This is a genomic window from Janibacter zhangyanbonis (assembly GCF_050507325.1).
In the GTDB taxonomy this organism is placed as follows: domain Bacteria; phylum Actinomycetota; class Actinomycetes; order Actinomycetales; family Dermatophilaceae; genus Janibacter.
In genome coordinates, this window is record NZ_CP191481.1 from 1,682,266 (window position 1) to 1,700,268 (window position 18,003).

The 18,003-nt window shown below is 71.1% G+C and carries 17 protein-coding genes; 10 read left to right on the forward strand and 7 right to left on the reverse strand.

What is annotated here, in order from left to right; all coding sequences use genetic code 11:
* Window positions 1–335: 335 nt before the first annotated feature.
* From ACQBJO_RS08180 to ACQBJO_RS08190, 3 genes are all read left to right on the forward strand, one after another.
* Window positions 336–1,513 (forward strand): IS3 family transposase gene (locus ACQBJO_RS08180; RefSeq protein ID WP_421008223.1). Its coding sequence is split into 2 segments (ribosomal slippage): window positions 336–602 and window positions 605–1,513, totalling 1,176 coding nucleotides; the frame shifts between segments, so codons are not numbered across the junction.
* Between the two features lie 53 nt (window positions 1,514–1,566).
* Window positions 1,567–2,034: a hypothetical protein gene (locus ACQBJO_RS08185; protein WP_421008224.1), complete on the forward strand. Its 468-nt coding sequence runs from the start codon at window positions 1,567–1,569 to the stop codon at window positions 2,032–2,034.
* Window positions 2,035–2,411: 377 nt separating this feature from the next.
* Window positions 2,412–2,543 carry a hypothetical protein gene (locus tag ACQBJO_RS08190; protein ID WP_255186223.1) on the forward strand — a complete coding sequence of 44 codons (132 nt, stop codon included), beginning with the start codon at window positions 2,412–2,414 and terminating at the stop codon, window positions 2,541–2,543.
* Window positions 2,544–2,678: 135 nt separating this feature from the next.
* Here ACQBJO_RS08190 and ACQBJO_RS08195 read toward each other — a convergent pair whose 3' ends face one another.
* The gene (locus tag ACQBJO_RS08195; protein ID WP_421008225.1) at window positions 2,679–3,017 is read right to left on the reverse strand and encodes a hypothetical protein; all 339 of its coding nucleotides are present in this window, start codon (window positions 3,015–3,017) and stop codon (window positions 2,679–2,681) included.
* A 262-nt stretch (window positions 3,018–3,279) separates the two neighbouring features.
* Between ACQBJO_RS08195 and ACQBJO_RS08200 the strand changes: the two genes are divergently transcribed.
* A complete protein-coding gene (locus tag ACQBJO_RS08200) occupies window positions 3,280–3,429 on the forward strand; it encodes a hypothetical protein (protein ID WP_421008226.1) in 150 nt (49 codons plus the stop codon).
* A gap of 577 nt (window positions 3,430–4,006) precedes the next feature.
* Here the strand turns inward: ACQBJO_RS08200 and ppgK are convergent.
* Genes ppgK through zwf form a run of 4 tightly spaced genes read right to left on the reverse strand, consistent with a single transcriptional unit; the run spans window position 4,007 to window position 8,670 of the window.
* Complete coding sequence (ppgK, locus tag ACQBJO_RS08205) at window positions 4,007–4,786, reverse strand: polyphosphate--glucose phosphotransferase (RefSeq protein ID WP_185222156.1); 780 nt, start codon at window positions 4,784–4,786, stop codon at window positions 4,007–4,009.
* Window positions 4,779–5,405 carry a bifunctional 4-hydroxy-2-oxoglutarate aldolase/2-dehydro-3-deoxy-phosphogluconate aldolase gene (gene eda / locus ACQBJO_RS08210; RefSeq protein ID WP_068312821.1) on the reverse strand — a complete coding sequence of 209 codons (627 nt, stop codon included), beginning with the start codon at window positions 5,403–5,405 and terminating at the stop codon, window positions 4,779–4,781. The genes ppgK and eda overlap by 8 nt, the downstream gene beginning before the upstream one ends.
* On the reverse strand, window positions 5,402–7,216 hold the full coding sequence (edd, locus tag ACQBJO_RS08215) for a phosphogluconate dehydratase (RefSeq protein ID WP_421008227.1): 1,815 nt from the start codon (window positions 7,214–7,216) through the stop codon (window positions 5,402–5,404). Before edd ends, eda begins: the two co-directional genes overlap by 4 nt.
* The gene (gene zwf, locus ACQBJO_RS08220; protein ID WP_255186229.1) at window positions 7,213–8,670 is read right to left on the reverse strand and encodes a glucose-6-phosphate dehydrogenase; all 1,458 of its coding nucleotides are present in this window, start codon (window positions 8,668–8,670) and stop codon (window positions 7,213–7,215) included. The genes edd and zwf overlap by 4 nt, the downstream gene beginning before the upstream one ends.
* Window positions 8,671–8,759: 89 nt before the next feature.
* On the opposite strand from zwf, the gene ACQBJO_RS08225 reads away from it, so the two are divergent.
* The 4 genes from ACQBJO_RS08225 to ACQBJO_RS08240 all read left to right on the forward strand — a co-directional run bounded on the left by ACQBJO_RS08225 (window position 8,760) and on the right by ACQBJO_RS08240 (window position 13,178).
* The gene (locus ACQBJO_RS08225; RefSeq protein ID WP_421008228.1) at window positions 8,760–9,941 is read left to right on the forward strand and encodes an ROK family transcriptional regulator; all 1,182 of its coding nucleotides are present in this window, start codon (window positions 8,760–8,762) and stop codon (window positions 9,939–9,941) included.
* Between the two features lie 100 nt (window positions 9,942–10,041).
* Window positions 10,042–11,736: a glycoside hydrolase family 13 protein gene (locus ACQBJO_RS08230; RefSeq protein ID WP_421008229.1), complete on the forward strand. Its 1,695-nt coding sequence runs from the start codon at window positions 10,042–10,044 to the stop codon at window positions 11,734–11,736.
* The gene (locus tag ACQBJO_RS08235) at window positions 11,737–12,750 is read left to right on the forward strand and encodes a LacI family DNA-binding transcriptional regulator (RefSeq protein WP_421008230.1); all 1,014 of its coding nucleotides are present in this window, start codon (window positions 11,737–11,739) and stop codon (window positions 12,748–12,750) included.
* 74 nt (window positions 12,751–12,824) lie between these two features.
* Window positions 12,825–13,178 (forward strand): helix-turn-helix domain-containing protein, encoded by a 354-nt coding sequence (locus tag ACQBJO_RS08240; RefSeq protein WP_421008231.1) that lies wholly within the window; start codon window positions 12,825–12,827, stop codon window positions 13,176–13,178.
* Window positions 13,179–13,181: 3 nt separating this feature from the next.
* Here ACQBJO_RS08240 and ACQBJO_RS08245 read toward each other — a convergent pair whose 3' ends face one another.
* Window positions 13,182–13,769, reverse strand: coding sequence for a ClpP family protease (locus tag ACQBJO_RS08245; RefSeq protein WP_421008232.1), 588 nt, complete (start codon window positions 13,767–13,769; stop codon window positions 13,182–13,184).
* Window positions 13,766–14,395 carry a ClpP family protease gene (locus ACQBJO_RS08250; protein WP_421008233.1) on the reverse strand — a complete coding sequence of 210 codons (630 nt, stop codon included), beginning with the start codon at window positions 14,393–14,395 and terminating at the stop codon, window positions 13,766–13,768. The genes ACQBJO_RS08245 and ACQBJO_RS08250 overlap by 4 nt, the downstream gene beginning before the upstream one ends.
* 90 nt (window positions 14,396–14,485) lie before the next feature.
* Here ACQBJO_RS08250 and ACQBJO_RS08255 point away from each other — a divergent pair, with 90 nt between their 5' ends.
* Both ACQBJO_RS08255 and ACQBJO_RS08260 read left to right on the forward strand, forming a co-directional pair.
* Window positions 14,486–15,886 carry a magnesium chelatase gene (locus ACQBJO_RS08255; RefSeq protein WP_421008234.1) on the forward strand — a complete coding sequence of 467 codons (1,401 nt, stop codon included), beginning with the start codon at window positions 14,486–14,488 and terminating at the stop codon, window positions 15,884–15,886.
* On the forward strand, window positions 15,876–17,900 hold the full coding sequence (locus ACQBJO_RS08260; protein WP_421008235.1) for a vWA domain-containing protein: 2,025 nt from the start codon (window positions 15,876–15,878) through the stop codon (window positions 17,898–17,900). Before ACQBJO_RS08255 ends, ACQBJO_RS08260 begins: the two co-directional genes overlap by 11 nt.
* The last annotated feature ends 103 nt before the right edge of the window (window positions 17,901–18,003 follow it).

The window sequence follows — 18,003 nt, forward strand, 5'->3', positions numbered from 1 at the left end:
CGAATCCAAGAAGCGCTACCAGCTTCACAACCTCGACATACTTCTCGGTTGGTTGTCCTACCTGTCGACTGACATCACGGATGAGATCGCGATGAACCTCTCTACCGATTGGCTATTGAACGTTGTAGATGAAGCGCGACAAGAGGGGTGGCCAGAGGGTCGCCCATTCGGTGCCGTAGATCATCTGCTTCACCATCTTTCTTTCGGGAATCGAGGAGCTAGCGTCGTACGTGGGTTTCTGTTAAGTAACGAGAGCGATATCGAACGGGCGTGAGGAACGAATCGGTGACAACTGATCGTTAGTGCCGGGAGGCGCTGACGGGGAGGATGTCATCATGCCCGGTCCCTATCCCAGAGAGTTCCGCGAAGACGTTGTCGCGGTCGCTCGCAGCCGCGAGAGCGGCGTCACCATCAAACAGATCGCCACCGACTTCGGTATCAGCGAAGCGACCCTGCAGAACTGGCTCCGTCAAGCCGATGTCGAGGACGGCAACCGTCCCGGCCAGACCGCCGCGGACGCCGCCGAGGCTCGGGAACTGAAGAAGCGGATCCGGTTACTCGAGCAGGAGAACGAGGTCCTCCGGCGAGCGGCGGCGTATCTGTCGCAGGCGAACCTGAAACTCGGTGGCTCCCCAAAATGACCTACCCGCTCGTATCTGAGCTCGCCGACTCGGGGATCCCCGTGACGGTGTCGTGCCGGGTCCTCAAGCTCGCCCGCCAGCCCTACTACCGGTGGCGAGGCGACCCTGTCAGGGATGCCGACGTGCTCCGCGCGTATCGGATCAACGCGCTGCACGACGCGCATTACGACGACCCGACGTTCGGCTACCGATACCTCGCCGACGAAGCCCGCCGAGCGGGGTGGCGGATGAGCAGGCGCACGGCGTGGAAGCTGTGCTCGCAGGCCGGGATCCTCTCCTCGGCGCAACGGCGGCGACGCGGGAAGGGCAAGAAGGCCGGGCCGCCGGTGTTCGACGATCACGTGCAGCGTGTGTTCCGCGCCGACGCCCCGAACAGGCTCTGGCTCACCGACATCACGGAGCACTGGACTGCCAAGGGCAAGCTCTACTGCTGCGCGATCAAAGACGTGTTCTCCAACCGGATCGTCGGCTACTCCATCTCGGATCGGATGACCGCGAAGCTCGCCGTCGACGCCGTCCGAAACGCCGTCGCCCGCCGCGGTGAGGTTGCCGGGTGCATCCTGCATGCCGATAGGGGTAGCCAGTTTCGCAGCCGGGCCATGGCCCGCGAGTTGCGCCGTCACGACATGGTCGGATCGATGGGCAGAGTCGGCGCCGCCGGGGACAACGCGGCCATGGAGTCGTTCTGGTCGCTGCTGCAGACGAACGTTCTCAACCAGCAGCGGTGGGCAACTCGGCAGGAGCTGCGGCTCGCGATCGTCGTCTGGATCGAGCGGAAGTATCACCGCCAGCGCGCCCAGGACACCCTCGGCGGCTTGACGCCCATCGAGTTCGAAGCCAAGCTAACCGAGCCGCTCACACTCGCGGCCTAAACCGAACCTGTCACCAGTTCGTTCCTCACGCCCAACCGTTCCCTTCCACGCTCGTGAAGCTCTATCCCGACCTGGCAGTCCGTTGGCTCAAGCAAGGAAGGCTCGTTGAGGTCCACGGGCCGCGCGGGTCTGGATGGAGCAGTATTTCTGCTGATTTGGAAGCCGTAGCCCTCGTCGACCGGGAGGCCGCAGGAAGTTGGCTTTCCCAGATGCACAGCGACCTGCTTGCCGCACTCAACCAGCCGCAGAAGCACGACTTGGTTGATGCCGGCCGCTTCATCGCGTTGGCGGACTCGTTGGACTCATCCGTGCTCGATTCAGTGATCGCGCAGCTCGACAGCCAACGCACACAGGACAGTTGGTCGGCGAGGTGGGAAGACGCACGCGACGCTCTGCGGCCGATGCTCCGCCGCGTCTCACTGGTTGCCTGTGACGCAGCGAACACGGCCAGGGCATTGCTCCGTCAGGACGAGGTTCAGGTGGTCCAGGACAGCCAGGCCGGTGGCAACGAGGCCAGCTAATTCGGTACATCCGCCGCCGTGGATGAAGTGGACCAATTAGGTGACCAACAACCTGCAAACCCTGCGAAATGTGACGCGCAGAGCGCGCTCCTGAAACGCAAAACCCCTGGTCAGGTGGGCTATGAGCCTTGTTCCTGCCACCTGGGGGTCAAGGGGTCGCAGGTTCAAATCCTGTCAGCCCGACGGGTAAAAGGCCCGGAATCTCAACGGATTCCGGGCCTTCGTCATGTCCGGGGCGAGGAGCGAGAGCGTGTCTGACAGCAACCGTGACAGCAACGGGGAAACGCGGCGTGGTCGGGAAGCGTCAGACAGCAATGCGCAAGGCGCCTCGCGTGAGATTTGTTGCGGAGGGTCAGGCGCGGGCCTACCGTCGCCGCATGGATGAGATCGAAGGGGGAGAGGCCGGGGCGACCTTCGTCGTCGTGGCCAGTGAGGACGGGCGCGCGGTCGCGCTCTTCAGTGACGGGTCATGGGGCCCGGCGGAGGAGTTCGGGCTCGGAGAGGGCTAGAGCGCGCGCGGAGCGGCCGAGGTCCCGACCCCACGCCAGAACGCGGCCGGGGAGACCGACAGGGGCGCGGTGCGCCGAGGCAGGCTCTAGCGACGGCGGCCCAATGTCGGCAGACCCCGCTCACCGGCCGGCCGGTCATGCCGTCGCGGGCTGCGGGTACCCCCGCGCGCGTCGGTCCGCCGCGCGCGCTTCCATCCGCTCGATCTTACGGGCGTCCTCGGCGTCCTCACGGTCCAATAGATCGAAGATCGAAAGGCGGCGCCGATCGGCGGCGGCAGCCTCCTCGACGCTCGCCGCGCGTCGCTTCCGCGTCGTGGCGCTCCCACCCTTAGCGCTCGGCGACGGGCGGCGCCCGCTGCCCTGTTGGTGCCGTCCTGCGGCCCTGTTGAGCGAGGGGACGGTGATGCCAGCACCGGAGGGAGTCGCCGAGAGGATGCCTTGCCCCACCATGGCCCGGACCTCGTCGGTCGTCACGCCGAGTTGCTCGGCGGCTTCGCGCACGGAGACCGACGGCGGTGAGGCCGTGCAGGGCGCCGAGGAAGGCATCCTGCATCGCATCGCCGAGGCAGGGGGCGGGGGGCGTGCGAAGGGGGCGGGGGTGGGCGGTGTTGTTTACACGGGGCATCGCGCCCGGCCGCGAGTCGGTGCGCGAACTACGTGCGATGGCCGTCGCCCTGCGAGAAGACAACGAATTCGACCTGTCCCGGCTCCGGGGCCTGATGAAAGTGGCAACCTCATGAGCATCTCGATCCTTCGAACCGCCGACGCCTGGTGGGTCCAGACCACCGAGGGCGCCGTTCGGGTCGACACCTCGGCGACGATCACCGGAGAACTGCTCGCCGACCGTGCGGCCGGCGACCGGGATGGTCGGCACCATCAGTCCTGAGGACTACGACGGGATCGCCGAGCTCCGCTTCGCGGGTGTCGTCGGAGCCGTCCGCAACATCCCGCACTCCAAGGCTGTCTACTTCGACGAGCAGAACCCCTTCGAGACCGTCATCGGCTACCAGACCGGCCAGTCTCGAGGGCGGTGGTGGACCGAACGACTCGACGACAGCGTCGGGCATCGGACCGTCGTCATGATCCGGCAGCGCAAGGGCACCCGGTCCCGTGATTTCCGCACCTTCATCCACGACGAGCTGGGACGAGCGTTGCACGGGGCCGGCGCCCAGGATCTGCGCACGTACACCTTCATGCGCTACATCGCAGCCATGTGGAGCACCCCGGGCGTGAACCACGCGGGCCCTGCGCACCGCCGCCACCACGCGGCTTTGGTCATCGGAGCCGACTCCCGCCAGCAGTTCGACGACATCCTCAAGTCCACGGAGGTGGCCGCTGTCATCGATCGTCAGGAGCGGCACATCACCGCAGCACACGCCTACACCGTCGATCGGACCGTTCCCGGCATCAGGATGAAGCCGGGAAGGTCACCGACGAGCCCGGCCCGACTGAGGACCCCATCGTCATCCGGCCGCGGGCATCACCACGGGTTGGTCGGCGACCCGTCGGCCTGCCAGAGCGGCGCCGATGACCCCCGCGTCGTTGCCGAGCGCTGCCGGGACGATCGGGGCGCGGGTGCGCACGTGCGGGAGGAACCGGTCGGCCGATGCGCTCACCGCCCCGCCGACGACGATGAGGTCGGGGGTGAGGAGGCTCTCGAGGAGCCCGTAGTAGGCGGTGAGCCGCTCCGCCCACTTCACGTACGAGAGCCCTTCCCGCTCCCGAGCCGCGGTCGAGGCGAGGTGCTCGGCGGGGCGGCCCGACATGGGCAGGTGACCCAGCTCGGTGTTCGGCACGAGGGTGCCGTCGACGAGGAGGGCGCTGCCGATGCCGGTGCCGAGGGTCGTCACGACGACGACACCGGAGCCTGCCGCCGCGGCGCCCCGCCTGGTCTCGGCGATGCCGGCGGCATCGGCGTCGTTGACGGCCGTGACGGGGCGCGCCAGTGCCGTGTGGAGCGAGTCCTCGACGGGGTACCCGATCCACGACGGGTCGATGTTCGCGGCCGTCTCGACCACCCCGCGCCGGACGACGGCCGGGAGGGCGATGCCGACGGGGGTGGCGTCGGTCGGTGCCAACGCCCGCACGATCTCCGCCACACACTCGGAGATCGCCGCCGGCGTGGCCGGCCGGGGGGTGTCGGCGACGAATCGCTGTCCCATGAGGATGCCGCTGCCGGCGTCGACGAGGGCGGACTTGATCGTCGTCCCGCCGACGTCGACCCCGACGACGTGCTCAGGCACGGATGGTCCCGGCCACCGCGAGCGCCTCGCTCGCGAGGCGGGTGATCTCGCCCCAGTCAGCGACCTCGACCACGGCCGCGGGGGTGATCCACGAGCCGCCGACGCAGCCGACGTTGGGGAGCGCGAGGTAGTCGGCGGCGTCGGCCGGGCCGATCCCACCCGTGGGGCAGAAGCGCATGTCGGGCACCGGGCTGTGCACCGCCTGGAGGAAGGGAGCACCACCCGAGGCCCGCGCGGGGAAGACCTTCGCCTCGCGGATGCCGCGCTCGCGCAGGGCGAGCATCTCGCTCACGGTCGCGGTGCCGGCGAGGAAGGGCAGCCCGGTCTCCGTCATGGCGTCGAGGAGGGGGTCCGTGGCGCCCGGGGAGACGAGGAAGCTCGCCCCCTTCGCTGCAGCCTGCCCCGCCTGCGCCGGGTCGACGACCGTGCCCGCCCCGACGGTGATCTCGGGCACCTCCTCGGCGATCCGCTCGATGGACTCGAGCGCGGACGAGGTGCGCAGGGTGAGCTCGATGATGTCGATGCCGCCCGCGACGAGGGCCCGTGCGAGCGGGACCGCCCGGCTGGCGTCCTCGAGGATGACGACGGGGATGACGGGGGAGATGTCGAGAAGGCTCATGCGTGACCACCTGAGAAGAAGAAGGACGCGCCCTCGTCGGCCGGGCCGGCCGACGCGCGCATGTTGTCGAAGAGCTCACGGCCGGTGCCCGTGAAGTCGTGGGAGACGAGGTGCGCCTCCCGCGCACTGATGTCGTCGTGGACGAAGAAGGTCCCGGCATCCGCGTCGACGGTGACGAGATCGCCGTCCACCACGCGGCAGAGCGGGCCGTCGAGGCTGGCCTCGGGCGTGACGTGGATGGCCGCGAGGATCTTGCCCGAGGCGCCGGACATCCGGCCGTCGGTGACGATCGCGACCCGGTGGCCTCGGTCCTGGAGGACCCCGAGCGCGGGCGTGAGCTTGTGCAGCTCCGGCATCCCGTTGGCCGCCGGACCCTGGTGCCGGACCACGGCGACGAGGTCGCCGTCGAGGCTGCCCTCCTCGAAGGCGCGCAGCAGGTCGTGCTGGTCGTCGAAGCACCGCGCCGGTGCGGTGACGCTCCGGTGCTCCGGCGCGACCGCGGAGACCTTGACGACGCCGCGACCGAGGTTGCCCTCGATGACCCGCAGACCGCCGTCCGTGGCGAAGGGGGCGTCCACCGTCCGCAGCACGGACTCGTCGAGGCTCTCTGCCGGTCCCTCCTCACGCACCACCTCGCCGTCGCGCAGCCGCGTCTCACGGGTGTACCGCCGCAGGCCCCGGCCATCCGCGGTGAGGACGTCCTCGTGGAGCAGTCCGTGCTCGAGGAGGGTGCGCACGGTGACGGCGAGCCCGCCCGCCGCCGCGTAGTGGTTCACGTCCGCGGAGCCGTTGGGGTAGATGCGGGCGAGGAGGGGCACGACCGTCGACAGGTCGGCGAGGTCGTCCCAAGAGAGGATGATGCCGGCGGCCCGCGCGATGGCCACGAGATGGAGAGTGTGGTTCGTCGAGCCGCCCGTTGCGAGGAGCGCGACGCACGCGTTGACGACCGCCCGCTCGTCGACGACCTCCCCGAGCGGCGCCTGCCCGGCGAGCGCGAGCTCGGTGACCCGGCGCCCGGCCTCGACGGTCAGCGCCTCCCGCAGTGGCGTGCCGGGGTTGACGAAGGTGGCTCCCGGCAGGTGCAGGCCCATGACCTCCATGAGGAGCTGGTTGCTGTTCGCCGTGCCGAAGAAGGTGCACGTGCCCTCGGAGTGGTACGAGCTGGCCTCCGCGTCGAGGAGGGCGCGCCGGTCGACCTTGCCCTCGGCGTACTCCTGCCGCACCCGCGCCTTCTCACCGTTCGGCAGTCCCGAGGTCATCGGACCCGCGGGCACGAAGAGGGTCGGCAGGTGGCCGAAGGACAGCGCACCGATGAGCATGCCCGGCACGATCTTGTCGCACACGCCGAGCAGGAGCGTGCCGTCGAACATGTCGTGCGAGAGCGCCACAGCGGTCGACATCGCGATGACGTCACGGCTGAAGAGCGAGAGCTGCATGCCGTCGCGTCCCTGGGTGATCCCGTCGCACATCGCGGGCACGCCGCCGGCGACCTGCGCGATGCCGCCCGCCCCGAGCACCGCCTTCTTGAGCGTCTCGGGGTAGCCGGCGAAGGGGACGTGCGCGGAGAGCATGTCGTTGTAGGCCGTGACGATCGCGATGTTGGGCTTGACCAGGCCGCGCAGGTCCCCCTTCGCCTCCCGAGGTGCTCCGGCGAAGCCGTGGGCCAGGTTGGCGCAGCCGAGCCGGCCGCGGGCGGGTCCGCGGTCGGCGGCGGCACGCACCCGTGACAGGTAGGCCCGGCGGGTCGTCGCGCTCCGCTCGCGGAGTCGGGTGGTCACGTCGTCGATGACGGGGTGGAGGGTGGGGTTCATCGGGTCACGTCCTCGTTCCATGAGCGTCCGTCACGCTCGATCAGCAGGTCGGCCGCGGCGGGGCCGTCGGTGCCGGCCGCGTAGGGGCGGGGTCGGCGGGCACCGACCCCACGGATGATCGGCTCGACCCAGCGCCAGGCCGCCTCGATCTCGTCGCGGCGCATGAAGAGCGTCGTGTTGCCGCGCACGACGTCCATGAGGAGTCGCTCGTAGGCGTCGGGGGAGGGTGCGCCGAAGGCCTGGGAGAAGTTGAGGTCGAGCGAGACGGGGCGGACTCGGATCCCGCCGGGTCCGGGCTCCTTGGCGACGAGGTGGAGCCTGACGCTCTCGTCGGGCTGGAGGCGCATGACGAGCCTGTTCGGCTCCTGCGTCCCTTCGCTGCCGGGGAACATCGGGTGCGGGGTCGGCTTGAAGGCGACGACGATCTCGGAGCAGCGCTCGCGCATCCGCTTGCCGGTGCGCAGGTAGAAGGGGACGCCCGCCCAGCGCCAGTTGCGGACCTCCGCCCGGAGCGCGACGAAGGTCTCCGTCCGGCTCGGCGCCTCGACCTCCTCGACGTAGGAGGGGGCGGCCGCGCCGTCGACGAGACCGGCCGTGTACTGCCCGAGGACGCACGCGCCGTCGAGGTCCTCGAGCGGCGTGAGGGCCTGCAGGACCTTGAGCTTCTCGTCGCGCACCGACTCACCGGCGACCTGGGTCGGGGGTTCCATCGCGACGAGGCAGAGGAGCTGGAGCAGGTGGTTCTGCAGCATGTCGCGCATCGCGCCTGCACTGTCGTAGTAGCCGCCGCGGCTCCCGACACCGACCGACTCGGCGACCGTGATCTGCACGTGGTCGATGGCCGTGGCGTGCCACAGCGGCTCGAAGACCGAGTTGGCGAAGCGCGTCACGAGGAGGTTCTGCACGCTCTCCTTGCCGAGGTAGTGGTCGATCCGGAAGATCTGCGACTCGGCGAAGACCTCGCCGACGGAGTCGTTGATCTCCCGGGCAGAGGCGAGGTCGTGCCCGAGCGGCTTCTCGAGGACGACACGGCTGCTCGGCTGGACGAGCCCGATCTCGTCGAGGCGGTGGCAGATCGTCCCGAAGAGGGCCGGCCCGACGGCGAGGTAGAAGACCCGGACCGGGTTCGCCCGCTCGCGGAGGCGATCCCCGAGTGCGTGCCAGTCGTCCGGCTCGTCGACGTCGAGGCACACGTGCTCGAGCCGCGCGGCGAAGTCGTCGATCTCGCCCGACGTGACGCCGGGGACGAACTCCGGGAGCGCGCCGCGCACCTTGTCGCGGTAGCCGGCGTCGTCGAGACCGGCGCGCGAGACGGCGACGACGCGCGTCCGCGTGGGCAACTGGCCGTCGCGCAGTCGGAGCAGCAGCGCGGGGAGCAGCTTGCGGAGGGCGAGGTCGCCCGTGCCTCCGAAGATGACGAAGTCGGTGGCCTCGAGAGGCGCGGTCACGTTCATGGGCGGTGAGCCTAGGGAAACTTATGAACGCTGGCAATACAAAAGTCAGTATTCGAAAGAACTAAAGTCCTGCGTGGTTGAATGACGCGGTGCCCGCCCCCTCCGCGCCCGCCACTGCCGGGGAGGTCCTCGCACTCATCCGCGAAGGGCGAGCGACGACCCGAGGCGATGTCGGTCGGGTCACCGGGCTCTCCCGCACCGCCGTGACCGCTCGGCTGTCCGCGCTCCTCAGGGCCGGGCTGCTCGTCGAGACAGTCGTCGAACCCTCGGGAGGTGGCCGCCCGCCGGCGCGCCTGACCTTCAACTCGGACTTCGGGGTCGTCCTCGCCGTCCCGCTCGGACGGAGCCGGACCCAGGCCGCGGTGTGTGCCCTCGACGGCGAGGTCCTCGCCGCCACGGCCTTCGACCACGCCGACGGGGCATCGCCGGAGGAGATGATGCCGCGGATCCTCGGGGCACTCGAGGAGCTCCTCGCATCGATCGACGTGCCGCCGGAACGAGTCCGGGGCATCGGGGTCAGCCTGCCCGGCACCGTCGACACCGAGCGCGGCATGAGCCTGTCCTCGCCGATCATGCCCGGGTGGGACGGCGTGCCGCTCGCCCCCTTCTTCGACGCCTACGGGGAGGCCCCGGTACGCGTCGAAAACGACGCGACCGTCCTCGCCCTCTCGGAGGCCGACGGCCACCGTCGGCGCTTCGACGACTTCGTCGCCCTCAAGGCCTCGACCGGGATCAGTGTCGGCATCTTCGGCGGAGGGCGCCTCCTGCGGGGCGCTCTCGGCGCGGCCGGGGAGATCGGGCACACCCGCACCCCGGCGGCGGCGGGACGCACCTGCCGGTGCGGTGGCACGGGCTGCCTCGAAGCCGTCGCGGGCGGCTGGGCGCTCGTCCAGGACACGGTGGCCGCGGACCGTCCGGTGGCCCACGTGCGCGAGCTCGTCGCCAGGGCCATCGAGGGCGACGCCGCCGCGCGTCGGCAGCTGCGCGAGAGCGGACGGCGGGTCGGCGAGGTGCTGTCCGGGGTCGTCAACCTGCTCAACCCCGGGGCGGTCGTCGTCGGTGGCGACATGGCTGCGGGCTACGACTTCTTCGTCGCGGGACTGCGCGAGACCCTCTACGCGGAGGCGACGGCACTCGCGACGCGGGACCTCGAGATCCTGCCGAGCACGCACGGGCAGGAGGCCGGAGTCGTCGGCTGCGCCCAGCTGGCCCTGAGTGAGGTGCTCCGACCCGAGCGGGTGGACCGCTACCTCGCGCGGGCGGGGTCCTGAGGGCTCGCGACACGCGCTTGCAGCAAGTTGCAGATCTCTTGCACGGCAACTTGCGGCTGCGTTACCGTCGGTCGGCACTCACCCCGACCGAGAGAGACCGATGACCCACCCCGCACCCACCGCACCCACCGCGCCCGCCTCGGCCGCCCCCTTCGCCCACGAGGACGCGGCCGACTGGTACCGCGGCGCCGTCATCTACCAGGTGTACCCGCGCAGCTTCGCCGACAGCGACGGTGACGGCATCGGTGACCTGGCCGGCATCCGCGCACGGCTGCCCTACCTGCGGGACCTCGGCGTCGACGCCGTGTGGATCTCGCCCTTCTACGCCTCACCCCAGGCCGACGCCGGCTACGACGTCTCCGACTACCGCAAGGTCGACCCGGTCTTCGGTGACGCCGCCGACGCGGAGGGGCTCGTGCGCGAGGCCCACGAGCTCGGGCTGCGGGTCATCTTCGACATCGTCCCCAACCACTGCTCCGAGGAGCACGAGTGGTTCCAGCGGGCCCTCGCCGAGGGGCCCGGCTCCGCCAGCCGCGCGCTCTTCCACTTCCACGAGGGGCGGGGCGAGGCCGGCGAGCTGCCGCCCAACGACTGGGAGTCGATCTTCGGCGGGCCGGCGTGGACCCGCGTCGAGGACGGCGAGTGGTACCTGCACCTCTTCGCCCCACAACAGCCGGATCTCAACTGGGACAACCCGGTCGTGCGCGAGGAGTTCCGCTCCGTCCTGCGCTTCTGGCTCGACCTCGGGGTCGACGGATTCCGCGTCGACGTCGCCCACGGCCTCGTCAAGGCACCCGGCCTGCCGGACATCGGTCGGACCGGTCAGGTCGGCCTGCTCGGCAACGCACCGATGCCCTTCTTCGACCAGGACGGTGTCCACGAGATCTACCGCGACTGGCGGCGTGTCCTCGAGGAGTACCCCGGTGAGCGAGTCCTCGTCGCCGAGGCGTGGACCCCGACCATCGAGCGGTCGGCGTGCTACGTCCGCCCCGACGAGATGCACCAGGCCTTCAACTTCACCTACCTCGCGACGGACTGGGACGCCTGCGCCCTTCGCGAGGTCGTCGACACGACGCTCGAGGCGATGCGGCGGGTGGGCGCCCCGGCGACCTGGGTCCTGTCCAACCACGACGTCACCCGGCACACGACCCGTCTGGGCAACCCACCCGGCTCGGGGACCCAGATGGTGACGCCCGGCGACCCGGTCCTCGGCCTGCGCCGCGCCCGGGCCGCGACGCTCCTCATGCTCGGCCTGCCCGGCTCCGCCTACCTCTACCAGGGGGAGGAGCTCGGCCTGCCTGACGTCACCGACCTGCCCGACGAGGTCCGCGCCGACCCCTCCTTCCACCGGGCGGCCGGGCAGGAAGGCTTCCGGGACGGCTGCCGCGTGCCCATCCCGTGGTCCGGGACGAGCCAGCCCTACGGCTTCGGCCCACGAGAGGGCGGCCCGAGCTGGCTGCCGCAGCCGGACGCGTGGCGCGAGTTGAGCGTCGAGGCCCAGACCGGGGTCGCCGGGTCGACCCTCGAGCTCTACCGCTCCGCCCTCGACGTGCGCCGCGAGCAGCCCTCGCTCGGAGCCGGCGACGAGGTCGAGTGGCTCGACGCGCCCGACGGCGTCCTCGCCCTGGTCCGGCGCGGCGAGGACGGCGCGCCCGTCGTCGTCACGACGAATCTCACGAGTGAGGAGGTCCGCCTCCCGCTGCCCGGGGGCCTCCTGCTCGCATCGGCGGAGCTCGCGGTCGACGGCGACGAGGCCGTGCTGCCGGCTGACACGACCGCGTGGTGGCTGGGCTAGATGACCGAGTCGCGCCCGGGAGCCCGTCTCGCCGACGTCGCTGCCCACGCCAGGGTCAGCCAGGCGACGGTCTCGCGCGTCCTCAACGGTCGGGCGGGCCCCTCCGCGTCGACGCGACAGGCCGTCCTGGCCGCGCTCGACGTGCTCGGCTACGAGCGACCCCGCCGGCCCAAGGAGACGAAGGCCGGTCTCGTCGGGCTGATCATGCCGGAGCTGAGCAACCCGATCTTCCCGGCGATCGCCCAGGTCATCGAGCAGACCCTCGCGATACACCGCTACATCCCGGTGCTCGGCACACAGACCCCGGGCGGGTCGACGGAGGACGACCTCGTCGAGGTGCTCATCGCGCGCGGCGTCGACGGGATCATCTTCGTCTCCGGCCTGCACGCCGACATGACGGCCGACCACGAGCGGTACGCACAGATCGCGGCGCAGGGCATCCCCTTCGTCCTCGTCGACGGGTACAGCGAGCGGATCTCGGCCCCCTTCGTCTCGGCCGACGACGCCGCGGCCATGGAGATGGCCGTGAGCCACCTCGCCGAGCTGGGCCACGAGCGAGTGGGTCTCGCGCTGGGGCCCGAACGGTTCGTCCCCGTCGCCCGCAAGGTCGCCGGGTTCGCCGACGCGATGCGCCGCAGGGGCCTCGACGCAGGCCACGTCGAGCACTCGCTCTTCACCCTGGCGGGTGGGCAGGCGGCCGCCGGTGCGCTCCTGGACCGGGGGTGCACGGCGATCGTGTGCGGCAGCGACATCATGGCGCTGGGCGCGGTCCGTGGCATCCGTGCCCGTGGGCTCTCGGTGCCCGAGGAGGTCTCCGTCGTCGGCTTCGACGACAGCCCGATGGCGGCCTTCTCCCATCCCGCACTCACGACGCTGCGCAAGCCGGTCGAGGCGATGGGGACCGCAGCGGTCGACGCGTTGCTCGACGAGATCGGCGGCAGCACGGCCCACCGCGCGGAGTTCCTCGTCCAGCCCGAGCTCGTGCTCCGCGGGTCGACAGCGCGGGCACGCTGACGCGACTCGACCCCCGGATTCTGTCGGGAGCGGAACTCTCACCGCAGCGCCGCCGGCCAGTCCTACGCTGAGGCATGGCCGAGTCAGCCCAGACCACCCACCGCGAGGCGACCCCCTTCGAGCGGGCGCTGCTCCAGCGACGACGAGCAGCCGAGCCACTGTGGCGCGATGCCCTGGGCGAGCAGCTCCGGCGACGACGCCACGAGCGTCGCGACACCCTCGACGACACGGCCACCCGAGCGGGGATCTCCCCCCAGTACCTCTCGGAGATCGAGCGCGGGCTCAAGGAGCCGTCGAGCGAGATGATCGCCGCGGTCGCCGGCGCGCTCGACGTCACCCTCCTCGACCTCACCCTCTCGGTGGCGGCGTCGCTGCAGGCGCCGGCCAGGGCGCGGGGGAGCGCGTCCACCCTGGCCCTGGCCGCCTGACGCTCACCGCACGTCCATCACCTCGTCGACGATCCCGAAGTCCTTGGCGGCCGCGGCGGTGAGGACCCGAGTGCGGTCGGTGTCGCGCCGCAGCTGCTCCGGCGTGCGGCCGGTGGCTCGGGCGAGGATGCCCTCGATGTCGGACCGCACGCGCACCAGCTCGTCGGCCTCGAGGATGAGGTCGGGGATCGGGCCGCGCCCCTGGGTCGACGGCTGGTGCAGCACCACCCGGGCGTGGGAGAGCGCTGCGCGCTTGCCCGGCGCGCCCGCCGCGAGCAGGACTGCACCGACCGAGATCGCCTGTCCCACACAGGTGGTCGCGACGTCCGGGCGGATGTAGCGCATCGTGTCGTGGATCGCGAGCATGGCGCTGGGGTCGCCCCCTTCGCAGTTGACGTAGAGCTGGACGTCGCGGTCGGGGTCGACCGACTCGAGGTGGATCAGCTGCGCGATGAGCGCGTTGGCGACGCCGGCATCGATGGCGGTGCCGAGGTAGATGATCCGCTCGGTGAGCAGGTGCGAGTAGACGTCCATGATCCGCTCGCCGCGCGGGTGCTGGGCGATGACGTTGGGGATCGGGTAGGTGCTCATCGGTTGCTCCCGACGAGTCCGCCGCGGAATCCCGTGGGCGCGCGGCCGCCCGGGACCACGTCGTCGAAGCTCGCGACGATCTCGTCCACGAAGCCGTAGTCGAGCGCCTCGGTCGCGCTGTACCAGCGGTCACGAAGGGAGTCCTCGAAGACCCGCTCGAGTGGTTGCCCGGTGTCGCCGGCGATCAGGCCGAGCACCGTGTCGCGGGTGTGCCGCAGGTCGTCGGCCTGCAGCTCCACGTCGACGGCCGTGCCGCCGATGCCGGCCGAGCCCTGGTGGAGCAGGATCCGTGAGTGCGGCAGAGCGCGTCGCTTGCCCGGGGTACCCGCCGAGAGCAGGAACTGGCCTGCGCTGCAGGCGATCCCGAGCGCCAGCGTGCTGACGTCGTTGGGCACCAGCCGCATGATGTCGCGGATCGCGAGCATCGCGGGGACGGAGCCGCCGGGGGAGTGGATCCACAGCGCGATGTCACTCGTCGGGTCGTCGGCGGCCAGCGACATCAGCTGGGTCATCAGCAGCGTGCCGTTGCCGTCGTCGAGGACGCCGTCGAGGACGAGGACTCGCTGTCGCTGCAGCTCTCGCCGGGTGCGGTCGTCGAAGGAGGTGGGTGTCGGTGTCTCGCTCATGGGTCCACCGTCGCGCGGCGCAGCGCGCCCGGCGGCACGAATCCGCCTGCGGCGGATCCGCCCACAGCAGAGGGGTCTAGCCTGCGGAGGGTGAGCACCGCGACTGCCGCCCCCACCATCTCCACCGTCGGCGAGCTGCGCGCCGCCGGCCACGAGGCCAAGCCCCTGCGGGTCGAGATCCGCGACAACCTCCTGGCCCGACTGCGCGCCGGGGAGGACCCCTGGCCGGGGTTGCACGGCTACGAGGACACGGTCATCCCGCAGATCGAGCGGGCCCTGCTCGCCGGGCACGACATCGTCCTGCTCGGCGAGCGCGGTCAGGGCAAGACCCGCCTGCTGCGCACCATCGCCGGCCTGCTCGACGAGTGGACGCCGGTCATCGAGGGCTCGGAACTGGCGGAGCACCCCTTCGAGCCGATCACGCATGCCTCCCGCCGGCGGGCCGAGGCCGAGGGGGACTCCCTTCGCATCAGCTGGATGCACCGCGACGAGCGCTATGTCGAAAAGCTCGCCACCCCCGACACCTCCGTCGCCGACCTCATCGGCGACGTCGACCCGATGAAGGTCGCCGAGGGACGCTCGCTCGGCGACCCCGAGACGATCCATTTCGGGCTCATCCCGCGCAGCCACCGCGGCATCGTCGCGATCAACGAGCTGCCCGACCTCGCGGAGCGGATCCAGGTGGCGATGCTCAACGTCATGGAGGAGCGCGACATCCAGATCCGCGGCTACGTCCTGCGCCTGCCGCTGGACGTGCTCGTCCTCGCGAGCGCCAACCCCGAGGACTACACCAACCGCGGGCGGATCATCACGCCGCTCAAGGACCGCTTCGGCGCCGAGATCCGCACGCACTACCCGCAGGAGCTCGAGGCCGAGGTCGCCGTCACCCGGCAGGAGGCGCACCTCGTCGCCGAGGTCCCCGACCACCTGCTCGAGATCCTCGCCCGGTTCACCCGCAACCTACGGGCCTCCTCGTCCGTGGACCAGCGCAGCGGCGTGAGCGCCCGCTTCACCATCGCCGGGGCCGAGACCGTCGCCGCGTCGGCCTTGCACCGCGCGGCACGTCAGGACGAAGGGGAGGCCGTCGCCCGCGTCGTCGACCTCGAGACCACCGTCGAGGTGCTCGGCGGCAAGATCGAGTTCGAGAGCGGTGAGGAGGGCCGCGAGCAGGAGGTGCTCACCCACCTGCTGCGCACGGCCGTGGCCGACACCGTCCGTCACCTGCTGCGCGGCATCGACCTCGGCCCGCTCGTGGCCGCGATCGAGGACGGCGCGGAGGTCGCGACCGGCGAGCAGGTCACGGCGCGTGACGTCCTCGACGCACTGCCGGCGCTGGGGGAGGCGCAGGTCTACGAGGAGCTCTTCGACCGGCTCGGGGCCACGAGCGACGGCGAGCGGGCCGCAGCCGCCGAGCTCGCGCTCGAGGGCCTCTACCTGGCGCGCAAGGTCGGCAAGGACTCTGCCGGGGGCGAGACCGTGTATGGCCAGTAGCCGCAGTCGATTTCGTCGCTACGCCGGGGGTGACCCGCTCGCCCCGCCCGTCGACATCGCCGAGGCGCTCGACGACATCGGCGAGCGGGTCATGGGCGGGTCCTCGCCCGAGCGGGCGCTGCAGGAGCTGCTGCGCCGGGGCACGTCCGACCAGATCGGGCTGGACGAGCTGTCCCGACGCATCCACGAGCAGCGGCGGGAGCTGCTGCAGCGGCACAACCTCGACGGCACCCTCCAGCAGGTGCGCGAGCTGCTCGACCGGGCCGTGCTCGAAGAGCGGGGGCAGCTGGCCCGGGACGTGCAGATGGACGACACCGACCGGGCCTTCGCCGAGATGAGGCTCGACGGGCTCCCTTCGTCCACGGCGGCGGCGGTGAGCGAGCTGCAGGACTACTCCTGGCAGTCCTCGCAGGCGCGGACCGACTACGAGCAGATCAAGGACCTGCTCGGCCGCGAGGTGCTCGACCAGCGCTTCGCCGGCATGAAGCAGGCGCTGGAGGGGGCCACGGACGAGGACCGTGCTGCCGTAGGGGAGATGCTGCGCGATCTCAACTCCCTGCTCGAGAAGCACCAGCGCGGCGAGGACACGCCGCAGGACTTCGACGACTTCATGGCCGAGCACGGGGAATTCTTCCCCGAGGGACCGCAGGACATCGACGAGCTCGTCGACGCGCTGGCCCAGCGAGCCGCCGCAGCCCAGCGGATGCTGGCCTCGATGACGCCCGAGCAGCGCCAGGAGCTCATGGAGCTGTCCGCGCAGGCCTTCGGCTCGCCCGACCTGATGGAGGCGCTGGGGCGGCTCGACGGCAACCTGCAGGCCATGCGTCCGGGAGAGGACTGGAGCGGGTCGGAGCGCTTCGGCGGTGACCAGGGGCTGGGCCTGGGCGACGGGACCGGGATGCTCCAGGACATCGCGAGCCTCGATGCCCTGGCGGAGCAGGTGTCGCAGACCTACGGCGGAGCACGACTCGACGACATCGACCTCGACGCCCTCGCCCGGCTCCTCGGTGAGGACGCCGCTGTCGAGGCCCGCGCGCTCCGCGAGCTCGAGCAGGCCCTGCGTGGCAGCGGGGCGCTGCGCCGGGATTCCGAGGGACACCTGCGGCTGACGCCCAAGGCGATGCGGCAGCTGGGCAAGGCCCTGCTGCGTGACATTGCGCAACGCATGTCCGGCCGTCAGGGCCAGCGCGACCTGCGACAGGCGGGCGCGGCGGGGGAGCGCTCGGGCGCGACCCGGCCCTGGGCCTTCGGCGACACCGAGCCGTGGGACATCCCGCGCACCGTGCTCAACGGCGTGCTGCGCCGGGCGGGTGCCGGCGCCGACGGTGGTCGGCTCATCACGACCGAAGACATCGAGGTGGCCGAGACGGAGGCGCGCACCCAGGCCGCCGTCGCGCTGCTCGTCGACACCTCCTTCTCGATGGCGATGGACGGACGCTGGGTGCCGATGAAGCGGACCGCGCTGGCGCTGCACACCCTGATCCGCACCCGCTTCCGCGGTGACCACCTCCAGCTGATCGCCTTCGGTCGGCACGCGCGCGTCATGGAGATCGAGGAGCTCACCGCGCTGGACGCCTTCTGGGACAAGGGGACCAACCTCCACCACGGTCTGCTCCTGGCGCACCGGCACTTCCGCAAGCACCCCAACGCGCAGCCCGTGCTGCTCGTCGTGACTGATGGCGAGCCCACCGCCCATCTCGAGCCGCACGGGGAGACCTTCTTCGACTACCCGCCGCACCCCCTGACGATCGCGCGGACGGTGCGCGAGCTCGACGCGGTGAGCCGGCTCGGGGCGCAGACGACCTTCTTCCGGCTCGGCGAGGACCCGGGTCTTGCCCGCTTCATCGAGTCGCTCGCCCGGCGGGCGGACGGCCGGGTCGTGGCGCCCGAGCTCGACGACCTCGGCGCTGCGGTCGTCGGCTCCTATCTCGGCTCACGGCAGCCGGGCCGCGGAGACGAAGGGGGCGACTTCGGCGGCTGGTTCGGCGGCCGGGGCTTCTGGTTCGACGAGTGACGCCGCCCGATGGGGCGGGGTGTGCGGCCGTGCTGACTGCTACGCCGTTGCTCCGTACGACGAGCGGCGCGTCGTACGGAGCAATGCCGAAGGGTGCGTGCTG

Excerpts from the sequence above, each read along its gene's own strand:
- ACQBJO_RS08245 (WP_421008232.1), bottom strand. The coding sequence starts at position 13,769 with ATGAGCACCTACCCGATCCCCAACGTCATCGCCCAGCACCCGCGCGGC.
- ACQBJO_RS08260 (WP_421008235.1), top strand. The coding sequence starts at position 15,876 with ATGGCCAGTAGCCGCAGTCGATTTCGTCGCTACGCCGGGGGTGACCCG.
- ACQBJO_RS08235 (WP_421008230.1), top strand. The coding sequence starts at position 11,737 with ATGACCGAGTCGCGCCCGGGAGCCCGTCTCGCCGACGTCGCTGCCCAC.
- ACQBJO_RS08200 (WP_421008226.1), top strand. The coding sequence starts at position 3,280 with ATGAGCATCTCGATCCTTCGAACCGCCGACGCCTGGTGGGTCCAGACC.
- ACQBJO_RS08190 (WP_255186223.1), top strand. The coding sequence starts at position 2,412 with ATGGATGAGATCGAAGGGGGAGAGGCCGGGGCGACCTTCGTCGTCGTG.
- zwf (WP_255186229.1), bottom strand. The coding sequence starts at position 8,670 with ATGAACGTGACCGCGCCTCTCGAGGCCACCGACTTCGTCATCTTCGGA.
- ACQBJO_RS08240 (WP_421008231.1), top strand. The coding sequence starts at position 12,825 with ATGGCCGAGTCAGCCCAGACCACCCACCGCGAGGCGACCCCCTTCGAG.
- edd (WP_421008227.1), bottom strand. The coding sequence starts at position 7,216 with ATGAACCCCACCCTCCACCCCGTCATCGACGACGTGACCACCCGACTC.
- ACQBJO_RS08230 (WP_421008229.1), top strand. The coding sequence starts at position 10,042 with ATGACCCACCCCGCACCCACCGCACCCACCGCGCCCGCCTCGGCCGCC.
- eda (WP_068312821.1), bottom strand. The coding sequence starts at position 5,405 with ATGAGCCTTCTCGACATCTCCCCCGTCATCCCCGTCGTCATCCTCGAG.
- ACQBJO_RS08250 (WP_421008233.1), bottom strand. The coding sequence starts at position 14,395 with ATGAGCGAGACACCGACACCCACCTCCTTCGACGACCGCACCCGGCGA.